Origin of the sequence: Conexibacter sp. DBS9H8 (assembly GCF_023330685.1) — a bacterium.
Lineage (GTDB): Bacteria > Actinomycetota > Thermoleophilia > Solirubrobacterales > Solirubrobacteraceae > Palsa-465.
The window spans coordinates 1,820,461-1,835,870 of record NZ_CP097128.1; the positions used below are offsets into that span (position 1 = coordinate 1,820,461).

Annotated in this window: 16 protein-coding genes; 11 read left to right on the forward strand and 5 right to left on the reverse strand. The window is 71.7% G+C overall.

Annotation, left to right across the window (positions count from 1 at the left end):
* Positions 1-17: 17 nt before the first annotated feature.
* From M3M55_RS08570 to M3M55_RS08585, 4 genes are all read right to left on the reverse strand, one after another.
* A complete protein-coding gene (locus tag M3M55_RS08570; protein ID WP_249009087.1) occupies positions 18-1,628 on the reverse strand; it encodes a Ppx/GppA phosphatase family protein in 1,611 nt (536 codons plus the stop codon).
* A gap of 125 nt (positions 1,629-1,753) precedes the next feature.
* Positions 1,754-2,431: a DUF2334 domain-containing protein gene (locus M3M55_RS08575; RefSeq protein WP_249009088.1), complete on the reverse strand. Its 678-nt coding sequence runs from the start codon at positions 2,429-2,431 to the stop codon at positions 1,754-1,756.
* 4 nt (positions 2,432-2,435) lie between these two features.
* Positions 2,436-3,377 (reverse strand): glycosyltransferase, encoded by a 942-nt coding sequence (locus M3M55_RS08580; protein ID WP_249009089.1) that lies wholly within the window; start codon positions 3,375-3,377, stop codon positions 2,436-2,438.
* A 92-nt stretch (positions 3,378-3,469) separates the two neighbouring features.
* Positions 3,470-4,012: a vitamin K epoxide reductase family protein gene (locus M3M55_RS08585; RefSeq protein ID WP_249009090.1), complete on the reverse strand. Its 543-nt coding sequence runs from the start codon at positions 4,010-4,012 to the stop codon at positions 3,470-3,472.
* Positions 4,013-4,258: 246 nt separating this feature from the next.
* Between M3M55_RS08585 and M3M55_RS08590 the strand changes: the two genes are divergently transcribed.
* The 9 genes from M3M55_RS08590 (at position 4,259) to M3M55_RS08630 (ending at position 11,911) form a co-directional block, all read left to right on the forward strand.
* Complete coding sequence (locus M3M55_RS08590) at positions 4,259-5,167, forward strand: response regulator transcription factor (protein ID WP_249009091.1); 909 nt, start codon at positions 4,259-4,261, stop codon at positions 5,165-5,167.
* A 60-nt stretch (positions 5,168-5,227) separates the two neighbouring features.
* On the forward strand, positions 5,228-5,587 hold the full coding sequence (locus M3M55_RS08595) for a winged helix-turn-helix domain-containing protein (protein ID WP_249009092.1): 360 nt from the start codon (positions 5,228-5,230) through the stop codon (positions 5,585-5,587).
* Between the two features lie 96 nt (positions 5,588-5,683).
* Positions 5,684-6,712 carry a phosphate ABC transporter substrate-binding protein PstS gene (pstS, locus tag M3M55_RS08600; RefSeq protein ID WP_249009093.1) on the forward strand — a complete coding sequence of 343 codons (1,029 nt, stop codon included), beginning with the start codon at positions 5,684-5,686 and terminating at the stop codon, positions 6,710-6,712.
* 8 nt (positions 6,713-6,720) lie between these two features.
* A complete protein-coding gene (gene pstC / locus M3M55_RS08605) occupies positions 6,721-7,689 on the forward strand; it encodes a phosphate ABC transporter permease subunit PstC (protein ID WP_249009094.1) in 969 nt (322 codons plus the stop codon).
* A 1-nt stretch (position 7,690) separates the two neighbouring features.
* A complete protein-coding gene (gene pstA / locus M3M55_RS08610; protein ID WP_249009095.1) occupies positions 7,691-8,587 on the forward strand; it encodes a phosphate ABC transporter permease PstA in 897 nt (298 codons plus the stop codon).
* Between the two features lie 142 nt (positions 8,588-8,729).
* Complete coding sequence (locus tag M3M55_RS08615; protein WP_249009096.1) at positions 8,730-9,512, forward strand: phosphate ABC transporter ATP-binding protein; 783 nt, start codon at positions 8,730-8,732, stop codon at positions 9,510-9,512.
* Between the two features lie 10 nt (positions 9,513-9,522).
* On the forward strand, positions 9,523-10,200 hold the full coding sequence (gene phoU, locus M3M55_RS08620) for a phosphate signaling complex protein PhoU (protein WP_249009097.1): 678 nt from the start codon (positions 9,523-9,525) through the stop codon (positions 10,198-10,200).
* Between the two features lie 89 nt (positions 10,201-10,289).
* Positions 10,290-11,078 carry a peptidase E gene (locus M3M55_RS08625; RefSeq protein ID WP_249009098.1) on the forward strand — a complete coding sequence of 263 codons (789 nt, stop codon included), beginning with the start codon at positions 10,290-10,292 and terminating at the stop codon, positions 11,076-11,078.
* A complete protein-coding gene (locus tag M3M55_RS08630) occupies positions 11,075-11,911 on the forward strand; it encodes a peptidase E (protein ID WP_249009099.1) in 837 nt (278 codons plus the stop codon). Before M3M55_RS08625 ends, M3M55_RS08630 begins: the two co-directional genes overlap by 4 nt.
* Before the next feature lie 73 nt (positions 11,912-11,984).
* Here M3M55_RS08630 and M3M55_RS08635 read toward each other — a convergent pair whose 3' ends face one another.
* Complete coding sequence (locus M3M55_RS08635) at positions 11,985-12,941, reverse strand: TrkA family potassium uptake protein (RefSeq protein ID WP_249009100.1); 957 nt, start codon at positions 12,939-12,941, stop codon at positions 11,985-11,987.
* A gap of 69 nt (positions 12,942-13,010) precedes the next feature.
* Here M3M55_RS08635 and M3M55_RS08640 point away from each other — a divergent pair, with 69 nt between their 5' ends.
* Together M3M55_RS08640 and M3M55_RS08645 are read left to right on the forward strand one after the other, a co-directional pair.
* Positions 13,011-13,826, forward strand: coding sequence for a hypothetical protein (locus M3M55_RS08640; protein WP_249009101.1), 816 nt, complete (start codon positions 13,011-13,013; stop codon positions 13,824-13,826).
* A gap of 9 nt (positions 13,827-13,835) precedes the next feature.
* Positions 13,836-15,383 (forward strand): glycosyltransferase, encoded by a 1,548-nt coding sequence (locus M3M55_RS08645; protein WP_249009102.1) that lies wholly within the window; start codon positions 13,836-13,838, stop codon positions 15,381-15,383.
* Positions 15,384-15,410 lie beyond the last annotated feature (27 nt).

The window sequence follows — 15,410 nt, forward strand, 5'->3', positions numbered from 1 at the left end:
ACGCGCGGCGCCTCTGGCTATCCGATCACGAGGGGGCGGCCGAAGACCCGCGCGAAGGCCTCGTCGTCACCGTAGCGCTCGACGCTCCAACGCGGCAGCGTGAGGTCGCCGTTCGCATGCAGATGGAGGGCGACGCCGTCGCCGTTGGTCTCCAGGCGCGCCTCACGGACCGATTGGTCGCGTCCGCGTTCGAGGTGTTCGGCGAGGCGCAGGATCATCGCGGCCCGGCCCAGCAGGGCCTCGTCACCGGTGTGGGCCAACCGAGCCCACTCACCGAGCTTGGGCAGTCCCTTGCGGTGGTAGCGGGCGATCTGGGCGATGAGCGCCCGCTCACGCGGGTCGAAGCCGGGCAGGTCGGCGGAGAGGATGAGATATCGCGAGTGCTTGTGGTGGTCGTCGTAGGAGATCGTCGCGCCGACGTCATGGAGCATCGCCGCCGCCCACAGCAGCTCACGCTCGCCGGGCTGGGTGTCGATCAGCCCGCCGTCGACCAGGGAGGCGTGCATCTGCAGGGCCAGGCGGGCGACGTGCTCGGTGTGAGGGAGGTCGGACTCGTACTGGATGGCGAGGTTGCGCACCCCCGCCTCCCGCACGTTCGCAAACAGCGGCTGATCCTCGGAGAGGATCGTGCGGGCGAGGAAGATCCCGTCCCGCAGGCCCGCCTCGGTCGCCTCCATCCCGGCGAACTCCCCGACGCGCATGACCGTCTCCAGGGTCAGTGCGGCGGCGAGGATGATGTCGGCACGGCCGGGTTTGATGCCGGGAACGGCCCGCCGCCGTGCCGTCGTCATCGTCGCCAGCTCGGCGGTGATCTCCTGGAGCTCCTCAGCGGTGATGACAAAGCCCTGGACGCCCAGGTCGATGCCCCCGCTGACGGTCGGGTACTGCGCCCGTTGGACCGCGGCGGCCAGGTTGCGCACCGCGCCGCCGGTGGCCACGAGCCGGCCGCCGCGTCCGCGGAGCCAGCCGATGTCTTGGAGCGACCGCTCGACGTGGGCCCGCAGGCGCTGGATGTCGCGCTTGCGCGGGCGCCCACAGCGTGCCCCGTCAGACTCGGCGAGGAAGCGCTCGGTCATCCGCACCGCCCCGAACGGGAGGGACACGAGCTCACCCTGGCGGCGGCCGGCCACCTCGATCAGCTGCAGGCTGCCGCCCCCGATGTCCAGGACGGTGCCGTCGCTCAGGGTCGTCGAGTTCACCGCCGCGACATAGCCGTAGTGGGCCTCCTGGACGGCTGAGAGCAGCTCGACCGCGAAGCCCGTCTGGGTGTTCACCTGTGCACGGAAGGCGGCCGAGTTGGCGGCGTCGCGGATGGCCGAGGTGGCAAAGACGTGGACGTCACCGGCAGCGAGGGCGTTCGCGTGACAGAAGCGCCCGAACACGGTGAGGGTCTCCAGCCCGCGGGCCATCGCCGTGTCCGTGAGCGCGGGCGGGCCCGCGTCACCCCGCTCGAGCCCCGCACCGATCCGGACCGCCTCATACAGCTCATCGCTGCGCTTCCACCACGTGCCCGACGGCTCGGTTCCGTAGGAGTAGACGACAAGACGCCAGGAGTTCGATCCCAGGTCGATGACCGCCGTCTGGGGCGGACGTTCACCCGCGCTCGCGCGGGTGGTTCTCCAGCTCATGACCGTTTCGCCGCAGATTCCATGGTGCTGCGATGATCCGGATCCGCTCGGACGAACAGGACCCCCCAGATCGCCGGAGCCTGCAAAGTGCGAGGTTTGACCTGCGGTGAGGCGGTGCGGTTGCGTCAGAGCCGGCCGTGGTCGCACAGGCCGTCATAGGTCACGGCGTCGTGCCAGCAGGCCCCCGCGAGGCGCCGCTCGAGGCGGTGGGTGAGCGCCGGCACCTCGATCACGGCCGGGGAGATGTCGAGCCGCACGACCGGTGCTCCGCTCCTGCGGGCGCGCCGGACGGCGCGCTCGAGCGACGGCGGCACCCGCGCGAGCGGCCCGCGGAGCGGTTGCGTCTCCGCGGTCAGCCGCCCGTGGGTTCCCTGCACGTGGTGGCGCTCGGCGAACCAATCGAAGTGGGTGAGCAGGAGCATGCGCAACGCCGGCGTGTAGCGATAGGCGGGGGCGATGAACCCGTGGGCGTCGAGCTCGACGGCGGCCATCAGGCGGCGTCCGGCGAGCACTCTCTGCGCGCAGTCATCGGGGTGTCGACGGCGAAACTCCGGGTCCCCCACGCCGGGATGGAAGCCGTGCTGGGCGACCGCGTCACCGCGGGCCACCCGGGCCCGCAGCCATGCGGCAAGGTGCGGGGAGCGGGTGGCAAACGGATGTCGATCAGCTGCGGGGACGACCGCCAGGGTGACGACGCCGACTCCGCGGGCGGTGAGCCACCGTCGCATCAGCCGGGCCGCGGCAAAGGTCCGCGGCTCGATCCCGTAGATCGTCACCGCCAGCAGTCCCGGGCCGTCGGTCATCGGCTCAAGCGGCGGAGACGAGAGCCGCGGGCTCGTCCCGCCGTCCCGGCACGGTCCGCCAGATCGCAATGAGCTCGCCGATGGCGTCCGCCCACGTCCGCCGCCGGACCGCGGTGAGGCCGCCGAGCGCGAGCCGCTCACGGAGGGCGGGGCGGCGGGCGAGCGTGACGAGGGCCTCCCGGAGGGCGGCGGGCTGAGGCGGGATGAGCACGCCGGTACGCCCGGCCTCGATGATCCCGCAGGCGCCGGCATCCGCGCGGGCGATCACGGCGAGACCGGATGCCTGGGCTTCGACGACCGCGAGCGGGTAGGCGGATGAGGCGCCAAGATGGACGAGCAGGTCCGCGCTGGCGTACCGGGCTGCGCGGCCAAGCCCGGGGTCCCCCCCGAGACGGACGAGTTCGAGCCGTGGCTCGACGGCGAGGGCGGCCGCGAGCGCGTCCTCCCACCGGCCCGGTTGCGCGTGGTCGCCGATGATGAGGGTGAGGACGCCGTCGGAGGACCGGGGCGCCCACCGGGTCTCGTAGTGGCCGGGACCGAACGCCTCGGGATCGATGCCCGGCTGCCAGTGCCGACACCGCTGCGGCGGGGTTCCCCAGGCGAGGAGCCGGGTTGCGGCGAACGCGGATGTCGCGACGGCCACCGCACAGTCGGTCGGCTCGAGCCCGGGCACGACGTTGGGGTCGATCCCGACGATCGGGATGCCGAGCCGGCGCGCGTCGGCGGCCAGCTCGGCGCCGTCGATCGCGGCGCCGGCGTCACTCCCGATCACGCAGACCAGGTCGTGTCCAGGGCCGAGTGGCTCCTGTCCGCTGTGGCGTTCGACCCTGACGGTTGGGGTCGGGTGGCGCGCCAACGCGGCCGCGATCCGCGCCGGGAGCGTCGCGTCCACGGGATCGTCGGGGGCGATGACCGCCACGTCGACGCAGGAGTGGCGATCGTGCATGCCGCGATGATCGTGACCTCCGCCGGCGCACCCGTGAAGAGGCGGCCAAGATCCTGTGATCAGCCGGTGAAGGCGCCGGCGACGCCGCCGGGTCAGGCGCCGGGGGGCGTGCGCAGGAAGCGGATCCCGGTGAGCACCGCGAGGACGGTCAGGCAGGTTGCGGATCCGAGGCACCATTCGCAGTAGGCGTGGATGCTGAACGCCTCCCGGTAGGTGAGATACAGGCTGAAGAGGAAGCCGATCAGCGCCGTCCCGAAGCCGATCAGCCGGCCCCACTCTCCGGGGATCCGCAGCGACACGAGGAGGATGAGGTAGCCGATCAGCCCGAGGATCGCGACGGGGATCCCGGCGAGGCTCGACCACTGCGAGGACTGCACGGTCAGACAGGAGGAGTGGCCGTGGGACTTGCCGAAACAGAGCAGCGCGCTGAGACCGTAGAAGTGGATGTAGGTGAGGTAGCCGGCGTCGAGCAGGCCGATCACCGTGAAGACGACGATCGCGACGGTCAGCTTCGAACGAGCGGGACGCTCCGCCCGCGCCGCGCCGCGCTCGCCGATCCGCGGCTCGGGGCGCGTGGCGATCGGAGCCGGGGCCTGGAAGCGGGCCCGTCCGGTCGTCTTTGCCTGCGCCTTCATCGTTGTGCTCCTTCGCTCGCCGGAGGCGGACGGCCACACACGCCGCCCGGCCGGACGCCACTTCTGTGCGGAAGATAGCGCCTCACCCCGATTCCTCCTGAAGAGTTCTGCCGGGCCGACCGCGGCCGGTGGCGCCCCCTGGCCGGCGCTTCGGGCCCTCCGCGGCCGCAAAATGCGGACAGTTCGGGCGCGGCCCGGTCCCCGGCAGCTCGTGCGGGACCGCGGGGGTGAGGTAGAGTTCCGACCATGTCGCCAGATACGAGCGACGCGCTGACGGGGCTCGTGGGCGCTACCACGGCGCAGCGCGCGCACAGTCGGCCTCGGCTTGCGATCATCGACCGCGACCCGGGCTTCCTGCAGGTGCTCACCAACCGCCTCGAGACGCTCGGCTGGGAGCTGCGGGCCCTCTCGACTCCGGTCACCGTGGAGGCTCTCGTCGGGATGCGGCTCAACGCGCTCGTCGTGGATCTCGCGATCCTCGGACCGTCGGGATGGGAGTACCTCGAGCGGATCTGCCTCCGTCTCCCCGGCCTCGCGGTGATCGTCTGCACGGGCCCCTCGAGCGTGGCTCAGCGCGTCCGCGGCCTGCGGCTCGGTGCGGATGCCTGGATGACCAAACCGTGCCATGCCGAGGAGCTCATCTGCGTGATCGAGGCGGCGATCCGCCGCCATCGGCGCAACGAGATGCCCGCGGTCGAGGAGGCCATCACCGTCGGGGAGATCGTCATCCGCTCCGACCTCTACCAAGCCTACCGTGAGGGCCAGAGCCTCGAGCTCACTGCCCGCGAGTTCGAGATCCTCGCCCTGCTGGGCCAGTCTGACCGGGTGCTGCGCCGCGAGGAGATCTACGAACGGGTGTGGGGATACGCGATGGCGCATGGGGATCGCTCCGTCGACGTGTTCGTGCGCAAGCTGCGTCAGAAGCTCAAGACCGCCTCTCCGGAGTGGAGTTACATCCACACCCACTTCGGCGTCGGCTACCGGTTTGCCCCCGAGCGGGCCGACGGGGCAGAGGACGGGCCTGACACGATCGAGGACCCGTCCGGGACGATCGAGCCGCGTCCCGACAGGCGCGACCTCGACGTCGCGGAGGGGGGCGGGCGGACATCATTGGACCGCCTCGACCCGCGCGCTGAGACCGTGGTTCACAGCTAGTTCACACTGGGTTCACTCCTGGATAACGACTGAGGGCGCCCGTGATCGCAGCATCACGGCATGACGATCGCACCCTCTGACGACCACGTCCTGACCGTGGGTCCCCTGGAGGTGCGTCCGGCCGAACACCTCGCTCGGGCGGATGGGCACACGCTCACGCTGTCGCTGCGCGAGCTCCGCCTGCTCACCGAGCTCGCCCGCCGGCCGGATCGGATCGTCTCCCGTGAGGAGCTGTTCCGGGTCGTCTGGGATCGTGAGATGCGCCCCGGTGATCGCTCCGTCGACGTCTACATCCGCAAGCTTCGGGTCAAGCTCCTCGAGGTCGTTCCCGGGTGGTTGTTCATCCACACCCACTTCGGCTTCGGCTATCGGCTCGCGCCCGAGCCCGATCGCGGCGCCTCTGCGTTCACAACTCAATAACAACTCGGCGCCGCTTGGGCTCCACACTCGGCGCTCGGAGGGCGTGAGCGGTGTGCGGACGCGCCTCCTCTTCTCCCTCGGCCCTAGGAGCCCCGTGTGCGCGTACGACGTTTCCGGCTGAGCGCCGCGACGATCCTCGCGGCGCTTGGGCTTGCCGCCTGCGGCAGCGCGGGTGGCGGATTCGCCGGGCTGGAGGGAGCGGGGTCGACCCTCGTCGCTCCGCTGTTGAACGTCTGGCAGCCTGAGTACGCGCGGTCGGGGGGCGTCACCGTCAGTTACGACCCGATCGGCTCGGGCGGCGGGATCGAGCAGATCACCGCCCGGACCGTCGACTTCGGGGCCAGTGACGCGCCGATGACCCCCGCCCAGGCGCGGGCGTGCGGAGCCTGCGTCGAGATTCCGTGGGCGCTGGCGGCGACCGACGTCGCCTATCACGTCGGTGGGGTTCCCAACCGGCTGCGGTTCAGCGGCCCGGTGCTCGCGGCGATCTGGACCGGCGCGATCACCCGCTGGAACGCGCCGGCGCTCGAGCGGCTGAACCCGGGCGTGCATCTGCCGCCGACCCGGATCGTCCCGATCCACCGGACCGACGGGTCCGGTGACACGTTCGCCTTCAGCGACTATCTCTCGAAGGTGAGCCCGAGCTTCGCCACGGCGATCGGACACGCCACGACCGTCAACTGGCCCGGAGGGATCGGCGCCGCGGGCAACGCCGGGGTCGGAGGCGCCCTCGCCGGCACCAACGGGTCCATCGCCTACATTGCGATCGCCTACGTGCTCGCCAACCACTTCGACTACGGACTGATCGAGAACGCCGCCGGACGCTTCCCGGTCCCCGGCCTCCCGAGCATCTCCGCCGCCGCGGCGGCGCTGACTGCGGTCCCCCACAGCGGCCGGGGCGGCATCTCGCTCACCGATCCTCCCGCCACCGCTCCGGGGGCGTACCCGATCTCCACCTTCACCTACGTGATCGTGCCGCGCGCCTCCCGGCGGGGCAGGGTCATCGTTCGCTTCATCGACTGGGCCGTGACCCGTGGGCAGCGCAGCGGGCCGGCGCTCGACTTCGCGCCGCTGCCTCGGCGGATCGTCGCCGCCGACCGCGCGGCGGCCGCGGCGATCCGGTAGCGGTCCGGATGGACCCGTCCACGGTCCCCGCCCCCGATCGCCTTCGGCTCACCGGGCGCTTCGGTGATCGCGTCGCTGAGCCGGCCCTGCGGGCCGGCAGCGCCGCCGCGGCGGCCGGTGTCGTCCTGCTCCTGCTGTGGATCGCCGCGACCGTCGTCAACCAGTCAGGCGCGGCGGTCGGGCAGTTCGGGCTCGGGTTTCTCCTCCATCAGCGCTGGGACCCGGTGCACGGGATCTACGGGGCGCTCGACGACATCCTCGGTACGCTCGTCAGCTCCCTGATCGCGCTCGCGCTCGCGACACCGCTGGCGATCGCCATCTCGGTCTATCTCACCGAGTTGGCACCGCCGTCCGTCCGTCGCCCCGTCGCGATCCTCGTGGAGCTGCTTGCGGCGATCCCGAGCGTCATTCTCGGGCTCTGGGGCATCCTCGTCCTCGGCCCGTTTCTCGCCGACGACCTCGAGCCGCTGCTGCGCTCCGCCTTCGGGTGGCTGCCGATCTTCGGCTCGAGCCCATCTCCCTTCGGCGTCCTCAACGCGGCGCTCATCCTGACGATCATGACGGTGCCGATCGTCACCACCGTGACACGGGAGATGTGCGCCGCCACCCCCCCCGAGCTCAAGGACGCCGCCTACGCGCTCGGGGCCACGCGGGCCGAGATGGTGACCATGGTCGTCCTGCCGGGGGCGCGCCGCGGGATTCTCGCCGGCGCCATCCTCGGCCTCGGCCGCGCCCTCGGTGAGGCGATCGCCGTCACGCAGGTGATCGGCAACGCCGATCAGTTCCGGGTCTCCCTGTTCGCCCCGGGTGGCACCCTGGCCGGGCAGATCGCCGCTCAATACCAGAGCGCCAACCCGGGTCTCGGTCAATCCGCGGTGATGTATCTCGCGCTCATCCTGCTCGCCAGTTCCGTGATCGTCAACGGCGCGGCCCGCCTGATCGTCGCGCGCGCGGCCCGGCGGAGCGGGAGCGCCTGAGGTGCCCGACACCGAGCTGCATCCGCTCGGACGGTTCGCTCCCCCGCCCGGGATGCGGCGCCGGCGCTGGCTCGACCGGGGCTTCACCGCGGGGGCGACCGCCGCGGCCCTCCTCGCCGTCGCCGTCCTTGCGCTGGTGATCGCGTCCGTGCTGATCAACGGGGCGCCCGCGCTGTCATGGCGGTTCCTTACCCACAACCCCCACACCTCCGCGTTCGGGGTCAACACCGGCGGGATCGCCAACGCGATCGTCGGCAGCGCCATTCTGATCGCGCTCGCGTCTGGGATGGCCGTGCCGGCGGGCATTCTCGTCGGCGTCTTCAGCACGCAGTTCGCCGGGTCGAGGACGGCGCGGTCGATCCGCTTTGCCCTTGACGTGCTCAACGGCGTCCCGACGATCGTCACAGGTGTGTTCGTCTTCGGGGTGCTCGTCATCGGCGGACGCCAGTCCGGCTGGGCCGGGGCGGTCGCGCTCGCGATCGTTGAGCTGCCGATCGTCGGCCGCTCGGCCGAGGAGGTCCTGACCCTCGTCCCCGAGCGCCTGCGGGAGGCCGGTCTCGCCCTCGGTCTGCGCCGCTGGCGCATCATCGTCTCGATCATCCTGCCGACCGCGGTCGGCGGCCTGCTCACCGGCGCGGTGCTCGCGGTGGCCCGCGTGGCCGGGGAGACCGCCCCGCTCATCTTCACCACCTCCTTCGCCGGGCCGGGGCTGAGCGTCAACCCGGGGGGTTCCCTCGCCAACCTTCCCGTGACGATCTTCGATCTCTCCGAGTCGCCCTCGCCGACGAGCCATGCCCAGGCGTGGGCGGCCGCGCTCGTTTTGATCCTCGGCGTCCTCATCCTCAGCCTCATCGCGAGGGTGCTGCATGACCGCAGCGTCGCGGCGCTGCGGCGCTGATCGACGCCGCCCCGTACACCTGCGAACATCCCGCGGTGACCGAGTCCGTGGGCCGCCCCGGCGCAGCCCACCGTGGCCGGATGCCGCCACCATGAACCCTCCGTTTCCCGATCCCGGCCTGGGTCTCCCTGGCCCCGCCACGATGCCCGAGCCGGGGCCAGGCGTCGCGGCCGCCCCACGGGTCGAGGTCGCCGGTCTACGGGCCTTCTACGGGGATGTCGAGGCGCTCGCCGGGGTTGATCTGGAGGTGCCCGCCAACGCCGTGACGGCACTCATCGGAGCGTCGGGGTCGGGCAAGACGACCCTCCTGCGCTGCATCAACCGGCTCCATGAGGAGGTGCCCCGTGCGCGACTGGAGGGCCGGGTGACCGTCGACGGGATCGACGTCTACGGCCCGGCGATCGAGCTGCCGGCGGTCCGGCGGGTCGTCGGCATGGTCTTTCAGCGGCCGACCCCGTTTCCGAGCATGTCGGTCTATGACAACGTCGCCGTCGGCCTCCGGCTCGCCGGGGCGCGTGGCCCGGCCGTCCGGGAGACCGTCGTCGCCGCCCTCGAGGTGGTCGGCCTCTGGGACGAGCTCGGCCACCGCCTCGGGGTGCCGGCGGTCAGCCTCTCCGGCGGCCAACAGCAGCGCCTCTGCATCGCCCGGGCCCTTGCGCCCGACCCGGCGGTCATCCTGATGGACGAGCCCTGTTCCGCTCTCGATCCGATCGCGACGCTGCGCATCGAGCGGCTCATCGGCGAACTCACGGCGAACCACACGATCGTCCTCGTGACCCACAACATGCAGCAGGCGGCGCGGGTGGCCGACACGATCGTGTTCATGATGGACGGGCGGGTGATCGAGCACTCGCCCGCGCTCGAGCTGTTCACGCGGCCGCGGGACGTGCGGACCGAACGCTATGTCACGGGCAACTTCGGCTGAGGGGGCGTGGATGGCTCAGGGGATCCGCCAGGAGTTCCGTGACGAACTCCACCAGCTCGAGGCCCAGGCGATGGGCGGACTCGACCTTGTCGTCACCCAGCTCGACCGCGCCCTCGAGGCGATGAAGTACCAGGACGTCGAGCTCGCCGGGATGGTGATCATGGACGACGATCGCATCGACGGCCGCTACCTGGAGGTCAACCAGGGGGTGCTCGGCCTGCTCGCCCGCCAGGCCCCGGTCGCCACCGACCTGCGGGTCGTCGCGGCGCTGCTCCACATCATTCGCTGTGTCGAGCGGATGGGCGACCAGTGCGTCAACATGGCCAAACTCGTCCCGCTGTCGGGGTTCGAGGCGCCCAAGGACAAGGTGATCCTCGATCACATCGAGAAGATGGGGATCTGCGCCCGCCAGCAGGTCGGCTTCGCCCGGGAGGCGTTCCAGAGTCGCCACGTCGAGCTCGCCCAGGACCTCGTGCGCCAGGACGCGGAGATCAACCGGCTCAACCGGGCGATCTTCCAGCGCGCGGTCGCGGTGGGAGACGACCCCGAGGTGCGAGAGTGGGCGATGTTCATGGTCCTCGTCGCCCGCTGTCTCGAGCGGGTCGGGGACAACACGGTCGACATCGCCGAGCAGACCGTCTTCGTCGTCACCGGTCTGTTCCGCGAGTTCACCCACAACGAGGGCTAAAGCGAACGCCGCCACGTGGCGCAGGCGCCGGAGATGACTCTGGCCACGCGGCCAATGATCGGCTCCGGCGCACCCGCGAAGCTCCCGTCATGGGTGAGAGGACGGGTGAACGGACACGGCAGATCGTCGCCTTCGGCGGCGGCGGGTTCTCGATGGAATGGGGCAACAGTCTCCTCGACGACCATGTTCTCGCGCTCACCGGGGCCGTCCGGCCACGTGTGTGTTTCCTACCCACCGCCTCCGGGGACGCCGACCACTACGTCGTGCGGTTCTACCGGGCGTTCCCGGCAAGCCGGTGTGAGGCCTCCCACATCTCCCTGTTCCGCCGTGAGACCGGGGTCGAGGACCCGCGGGCGCACCTGCTCGCCCAGGACGTCATCTACGTCGGCGGCGGCTCGCTCGTCTCCCTGCTCGGGACCTGGCGTGCGCACGGGCTCGACGCGATCCTCCGTGAGGCGTGGGAGGCGGGGGTGATCCTGTGTGGCGGATCGGCCGGGGCGCTCTGCTGGTTCGCTGAGGCGCTGTCGGGCTTTCATGAGGGGCCCGCGCGCCGGATTGAGGCGCTCGGCCTGCTGCCGCACTCGATCGCCGTTCACTACTACGAGGAGGCCGGCCGGCGCAGCGACTTCCTCACCGGGGTCGCTGCGGGGATGCGCGACGGCTACGGGGCGGGGGATTCGGCTGCGCTGCACTTCATCGGGACCGAACTGCATGAGGTCGTCAGCTCGCGGCCCCAGGCGCGGGCGGTCCGGGTCGGTGTCGCCCGTGATGGCCGGGCTGAGGAGCAGGAGCTCGTCGTCCGCTATCTCGGCGCACGGCGAGAGTCCGCCGGCGCTCCGGTGCAGGTGCCCGCGCAGCCGATCGCGGTCGCGGCGTGACCGGCCCGGGCGATCCGCCGGCGGCCGCCCGCGCCTGGGACTCCCGGCGGATCCTCGCGATGGGGGGCGGAGGCTTCACGATGGGTGAACGGGCGTCCGGTCTCGACCGTCTCGTGCTCGAGCTCACCGGCCGCCCGGTGCCGCGGATCTGTTTCCTTCCCACCGCCTCGGGCGATCCGCGTGAGCAGATCACCCGCTTTCATGAACGCTTCGACACCTGGCCGTGTCAGCCCTCGACCCTGTCGCTGTTTCATCTCGGACGCGACCGGGTGGACCCGGCGACCCACCTGCTCGCCCAGGACGCCATCTACGTCGGCGGCGGCTCGATGCGCAACATGCTCGCGATCTGGCGGGAGCACGCGATCGACGCGGTGATGCGCACCGCCTGGGAGCGCGGGATCGTTCTCGCCGGTCTCTCGGCCGGGGCGATGTGCTGGTGTGAGGCCGGCGTGTCGATGAGCGGCGGGGCGCCCGAGGTCGTGCGCGGGCTCGGCCTGCTCCCCGACAGCCTGTCGGTCCACCGCTCCAGCGAGCCCGAGCGGCTGCCCGCCTACGCAGAGGCGGTCGCCACCGGGGCGCTCGCGCCCGGGTACGCCGTCGACGACGGCGCCGCGCTCGTCTACCACGGCCCGCGCCTCGCCCGCTGCGTCCGCTCCAGTCCCACTGCCGCGGTCGAACGGATCGAGGCGGACGGAGAGGGTGGTATCCGCCGGACCCCGCAGCCCGTTCACCTGCTCGGCGGAGCCGGTGCCGGACGGCCCGGGTCAGCCGACGACTCCGACGGTGTCGCCGAGCTGCGGGCCCTTCGGGCCGGCCGCCACCGCTGGGACTGAGGGCGCTTCGGAGCCGCCTGGGTTGAGCCGATCCGGTGACGTCACCAGCGCAAGGCCTCGGGCCGGGGCGGGGTCAGGCGGCGGCGAGCATGATCAGACTGTCGGCGGGGGAGAGGATCGGGTCGGTTCCGATGCCGAGATCGACGCGCCCCTCCCGGTAGATCCCGAGGACGAACCCGTCACTCTCGACACGGGCGGCCGACAGGGCCCGGCCGACGAGGGCGGATCCGACGGGCTGCTGGACCATCCGATAGTTCGTGCCGTCGACGAGGGAGAGCAGCACGTCCCCGGCCTGGGGTGTCTCCAGGCTCTTGGCGAGCGTGTGGCTGACGAGCTCATCCGCCGACAGCGTGTGATGGACGCCGAGCTCGGCAAGGGCACGGGAGACGTGGCTGGAACGGGTGAGCGCATAGCTCTCCAGCGACGGAGCGAGGTGGTGCAGGGCGACGGCGCAGACGAGCGCGTCGGCGTCACTGTCACAGGCGATCAGCGCCCGATCGGCCCGCTCGGGGTGAGCGGAGGCGATCACCTGCTCATCGGCGGGGTCACCGGCGATGTAGGTGACGCGGTCGTCTAAGTCGCCCGGCTTGGTCGGGGCGACGAGGACGACGGGCACACCGGTGGCGAGCAGCTCGTTGAGTGCTCGGGTGACGATCGCGTTGGCGCCGAAGATGACGGTAAAGGGCGTGGTGGGCAGACGTGAGTCCATGCCGAACAACCTCCGGAGGTGGGTGAGGATGGCGGAGCTCGTCCAGATCGCGAACACCGCCCCGAGGGCGGGGATCGCGGCGAGCATGACGACGTTGGCGATCACCCGTCCGGCCGTGTTGTGGGGGGTGACATCCCCGTAGCCGACCGTCGTCGCGGTGGTGATCGCCCAGTAGAGCGCCGTCCCGAAGCTGATGTGCTGGGTGAGTGAGAAGCCGGCCGCGCCGAGGACGAGCACGGCGACGACAAAGCCGAGCAGGGCCGCGATGCTGCGCCGGGACAGGGTTTTGACGAGACGCGAGGCGATCAGCAGCAGCGGCACGGCGACCATCCTAGGCTCCGGGTCGGCGGTCAAGGTCGCCTCGTTCCCGCCGATGACGGGAACTGGAGCATGAGCATCACCGACGCGCTCACCCGAATCGCCGACATTCAGCAGCAGTTCGCCGCCCTCAACGCCGGCCCGGCCGCGCTCGCCGCCGGTCCGGGCGCCGTCGCCGTCGCCGCCGCCGGGGCGAGCGCCGGCGCCGCGACGGCGGGCAACGGCGCGCCGACTGCGATGACCCCGACGCCGTCGACCGTGACCGGGATGCCCCAGAGCGCGGCCGCGTTTGCCGCCGCTCTGGCTGCTGCTCAGGCCGCCGGGGCCCAGCCCTCGGGAACCCCGATGTCGGCCGGCGCCCTTGCCTCCGGGCTCGGGACCCTGATCGGCGCTGGTGCGGGCACCGGCACGGCCGGTTCGCTGTCTGGAGGGGTGGCGCCCGCCGCGGTCGCCCTGCCTCCCGCGGCGACCGCCCAGCTCACCGGCGCCCAGCAGCAGTTCGCCTCCACGCTCGTCGCCCAGACCGGCCTCAACCCGGCGGTCGTCAGCGCCTGGCTGCTCGCGGAGGAGAGCGGCTCAGCCGCGCAGGCCCGGCAGGCGGCCAACAACAACGACTGGCTCAACGTCGGCTACACCGACAGCGGCACGGTCGGGGCCGCGGATGCCGTGTGGTCGAACCCTGTCAGCGCGGCGACCGCGACCGCCCAGTGGCTCGAGGGGCAGGCGTCGATCCCCGGTTACGCGACGGCCTCCAGCGGCATCCAGGCGATCCTCTCGACCGTCGGTGCCTCTCCCCAGGCTCAGATCAGTGCCCTGCAGTCCTCGGGCTGGGCCTCAAGCCGGTATCCGGATCTCCCGTCGCTCTACGCGCAGGTCACGGGGGGCTGAGAGATGGCGATGACCGAGGCGACGCGCACGCACGCCGCGCTGGCCAACCTCGAGGAGCTCGCCGAAGCTCCGGAGCTCCTCGCCGCCTGGTCGGCGTGCGTGGGCCCCCATGACCCCGTCACGCTCGTCGTCGTTCCGGGGGGCTGGGATCCCGAGCGGGTCCAAGCCGAGGCGCCGGCGCTGTTCGCCCGAGCCGGCCTGGATCAGGGCGAGGCATCCCCGGATATCGTCGTGATGACCGGACCGCTCGACGAGGTCGACTTCATCCGGCTGTCGGGCAGCTGCACGGCCATCTTCGGGGCCGCGCCCGTGCCGGCGGAGCTCGCGGAGCTTCCGCGCATCGGCGCCGACGAGCTCCCGGAGTGGACGGCGGCACGCACGGCGCCGGACGCCGACGACGCGACGGTGTGCGCCCAGGATGTGCGGGTCATCTCCGAACGTCCGGGCGTCAACGTCATCGGCTATGTGAGCGGATCGCTGGGGCTCGGCATCGCCGCCCGGGCGACGATCGCGGCGCTGCTCGCCGCCGATGTCGATGTCGCGGTGGTCGACGTGTCGCTCGGGGCGCGCTCGAACGCCGACACGTCCTACCACCACCTGCGGGTCGACAACCTCCAGTCCCTGCCTCACGCGGTGAACCTCATCCACTACAACCCGGACGACGCCTCGGTGCTCTGGGAGCGGTTCCCCGCCTGGTTCGCGGGTGGGGTCAACTGCATCGTCCCCTTCTGGGAGCTGGTGGACCTCCCGCCGGGGTGGCTCGCACCGCTGGCCCGCTACGACGTCGTGCTCGCCCCCACCGCGCACATCGCCGCCGCGGTGAGTCGGGCCGTGTCGGTGCCCGTGCGCCGCTTTCCGATGGCAGCCGACGTCGGTCACGTTCCCGCGATCGATCGCTCCGAGTTCGGGATTCCCGAGGGGAAGGTCGCCTTCGCCACGAGTTGGGACACCAACAGCGGCCTGGAGCGCAAGAACGGTACCGGCGTGGTCCGTGCCTTCGCAGCCGCACTCGACTTCGGCGCCGACGCGGTGCTGGTGATCAAGCTCAACGGGGACGTCACCGACCCGCTGTTCCTGCGGGAGCTGTCCAGACTGCCCGCGGACCGGGTCGTGGTGATCTCCGACTACCTCCCCTACAGCCGCGTGCTGGGGCTCTATGCCGCCTGTGACGCCTACATCTCCCTGCATCGCGCGGAGGGACTGGGGCTGGGCATCCAGGAGGCCATGCAGCTGGGCAAGCCGGTGATCGCCACCGGCTGGTCGGGGAACATGGATTTCATGGACGAGGAGTGCGCCGCCGTGGTCGATTTCCGCCTCACCCCGGTCGTCGACGGCCACCCCTGCTACTCGCCGCCGCAGTATCCGGGCGGGGGACTCTGGGCCGAGCCCGATCTTCTCGTCGCCGCGCGCCACATCCACCGGCTGGCCGGCGACGCGGCCGCCCGGACCCGGCTCGGGGCCGCCGCGCGGGGCCGCGGGCGCGCCTATCGCGAGCAGTGGCTCAGGACCGCCCCGCGACAGCTCGCGGCGGTGTCCGGCGCGCTGCGCCGACGCTGAGTCTCCACCGCCGCTCAAGGATGCGCG

Bases quoted from the DNA above. Each gene is read 5' to 3' on its own strand.
- M3M55_RS08615 (WP_249009096.1), top strand. From the start codon at position 8,730: ATGCCCGAGCCGGGGCCAGGCGTCGCGGCCGCCCCACGGGTCGAGGTC.
- M3M55_RS08585 (WP_249009090.1), bottom strand. From the start codon at position 4,012: ATGAAGGCGCAGGCAAAGACGACCGGACGGGCCCGCTTCCAGGCCCCG.
- M3M55_RS08580 (WP_249009089.1), bottom strand. From the start codon at position 3,377: ATGCACGATCGCCACTCCTGCGTCGACGTGGCGGTCATCGCCCCCGAC.
- M3M55_RS08590 (WP_249009091.1), top strand. From the start codon at position 4,259: ATGTCGCCAGATACGAGCGACGCGCTGACGGGGCTCGTGGGCGCTACC.
- M3M55_RS08595 (WP_249009092.1), top strand. From the start codon at position 5,228: ATGACGATCGCACCCTCTGACGACCACGTCCTGACCGTGGGTCCCCTG.
- M3M55_RS08570 (WP_249009087.1), bottom strand. From the start codon at position 1,628: ATGAGCTGGAGAACCACCCGCGCGAGCGCGGGTGAACGTCCGCCCCAG.
- M3M55_RS08575 (WP_249009088.1), bottom strand. From the start codon at position 2,431: ATGACCGACGGCCCGGGACTGCTGGCGGTGACGATCTACGGGATCGAG.
- phoU (WP_249009097.1), top strand. From the start codon at position 9,523: ATGGCTCAGGGGATCCGCCAGGAGTTCCGTGACGAACTCCACCAGCTC.
- pstC (WP_249009094.1), top strand. From the start codon at position 6,721: ATGGACCCGTCCACGGTCCCCGCCCCCGATCGCCTTCGGCTCACCGGG.
- M3M55_RS08645 (WP_249009102.1), top strand. From the start codon at position 13,836: ATGACCGAGGCGACGCGCACGCACGCCGCGCTGGCCAACCTCGAGGAG.
- M3M55_RS08640 (WP_249009101.1), top strand. From the start codon at position 13,011: ATGAGCATCACCGACGCGCTCACCCGAATCGCCGACATTCAGCAGCAG.
- M3M55_RS08625 (WP_249009098.1), top strand. From the start codon at position 10,290: ATGGGTGAGAGGACGGGTGAACGGACACGGCAGATCGTCGCCTTCGGC.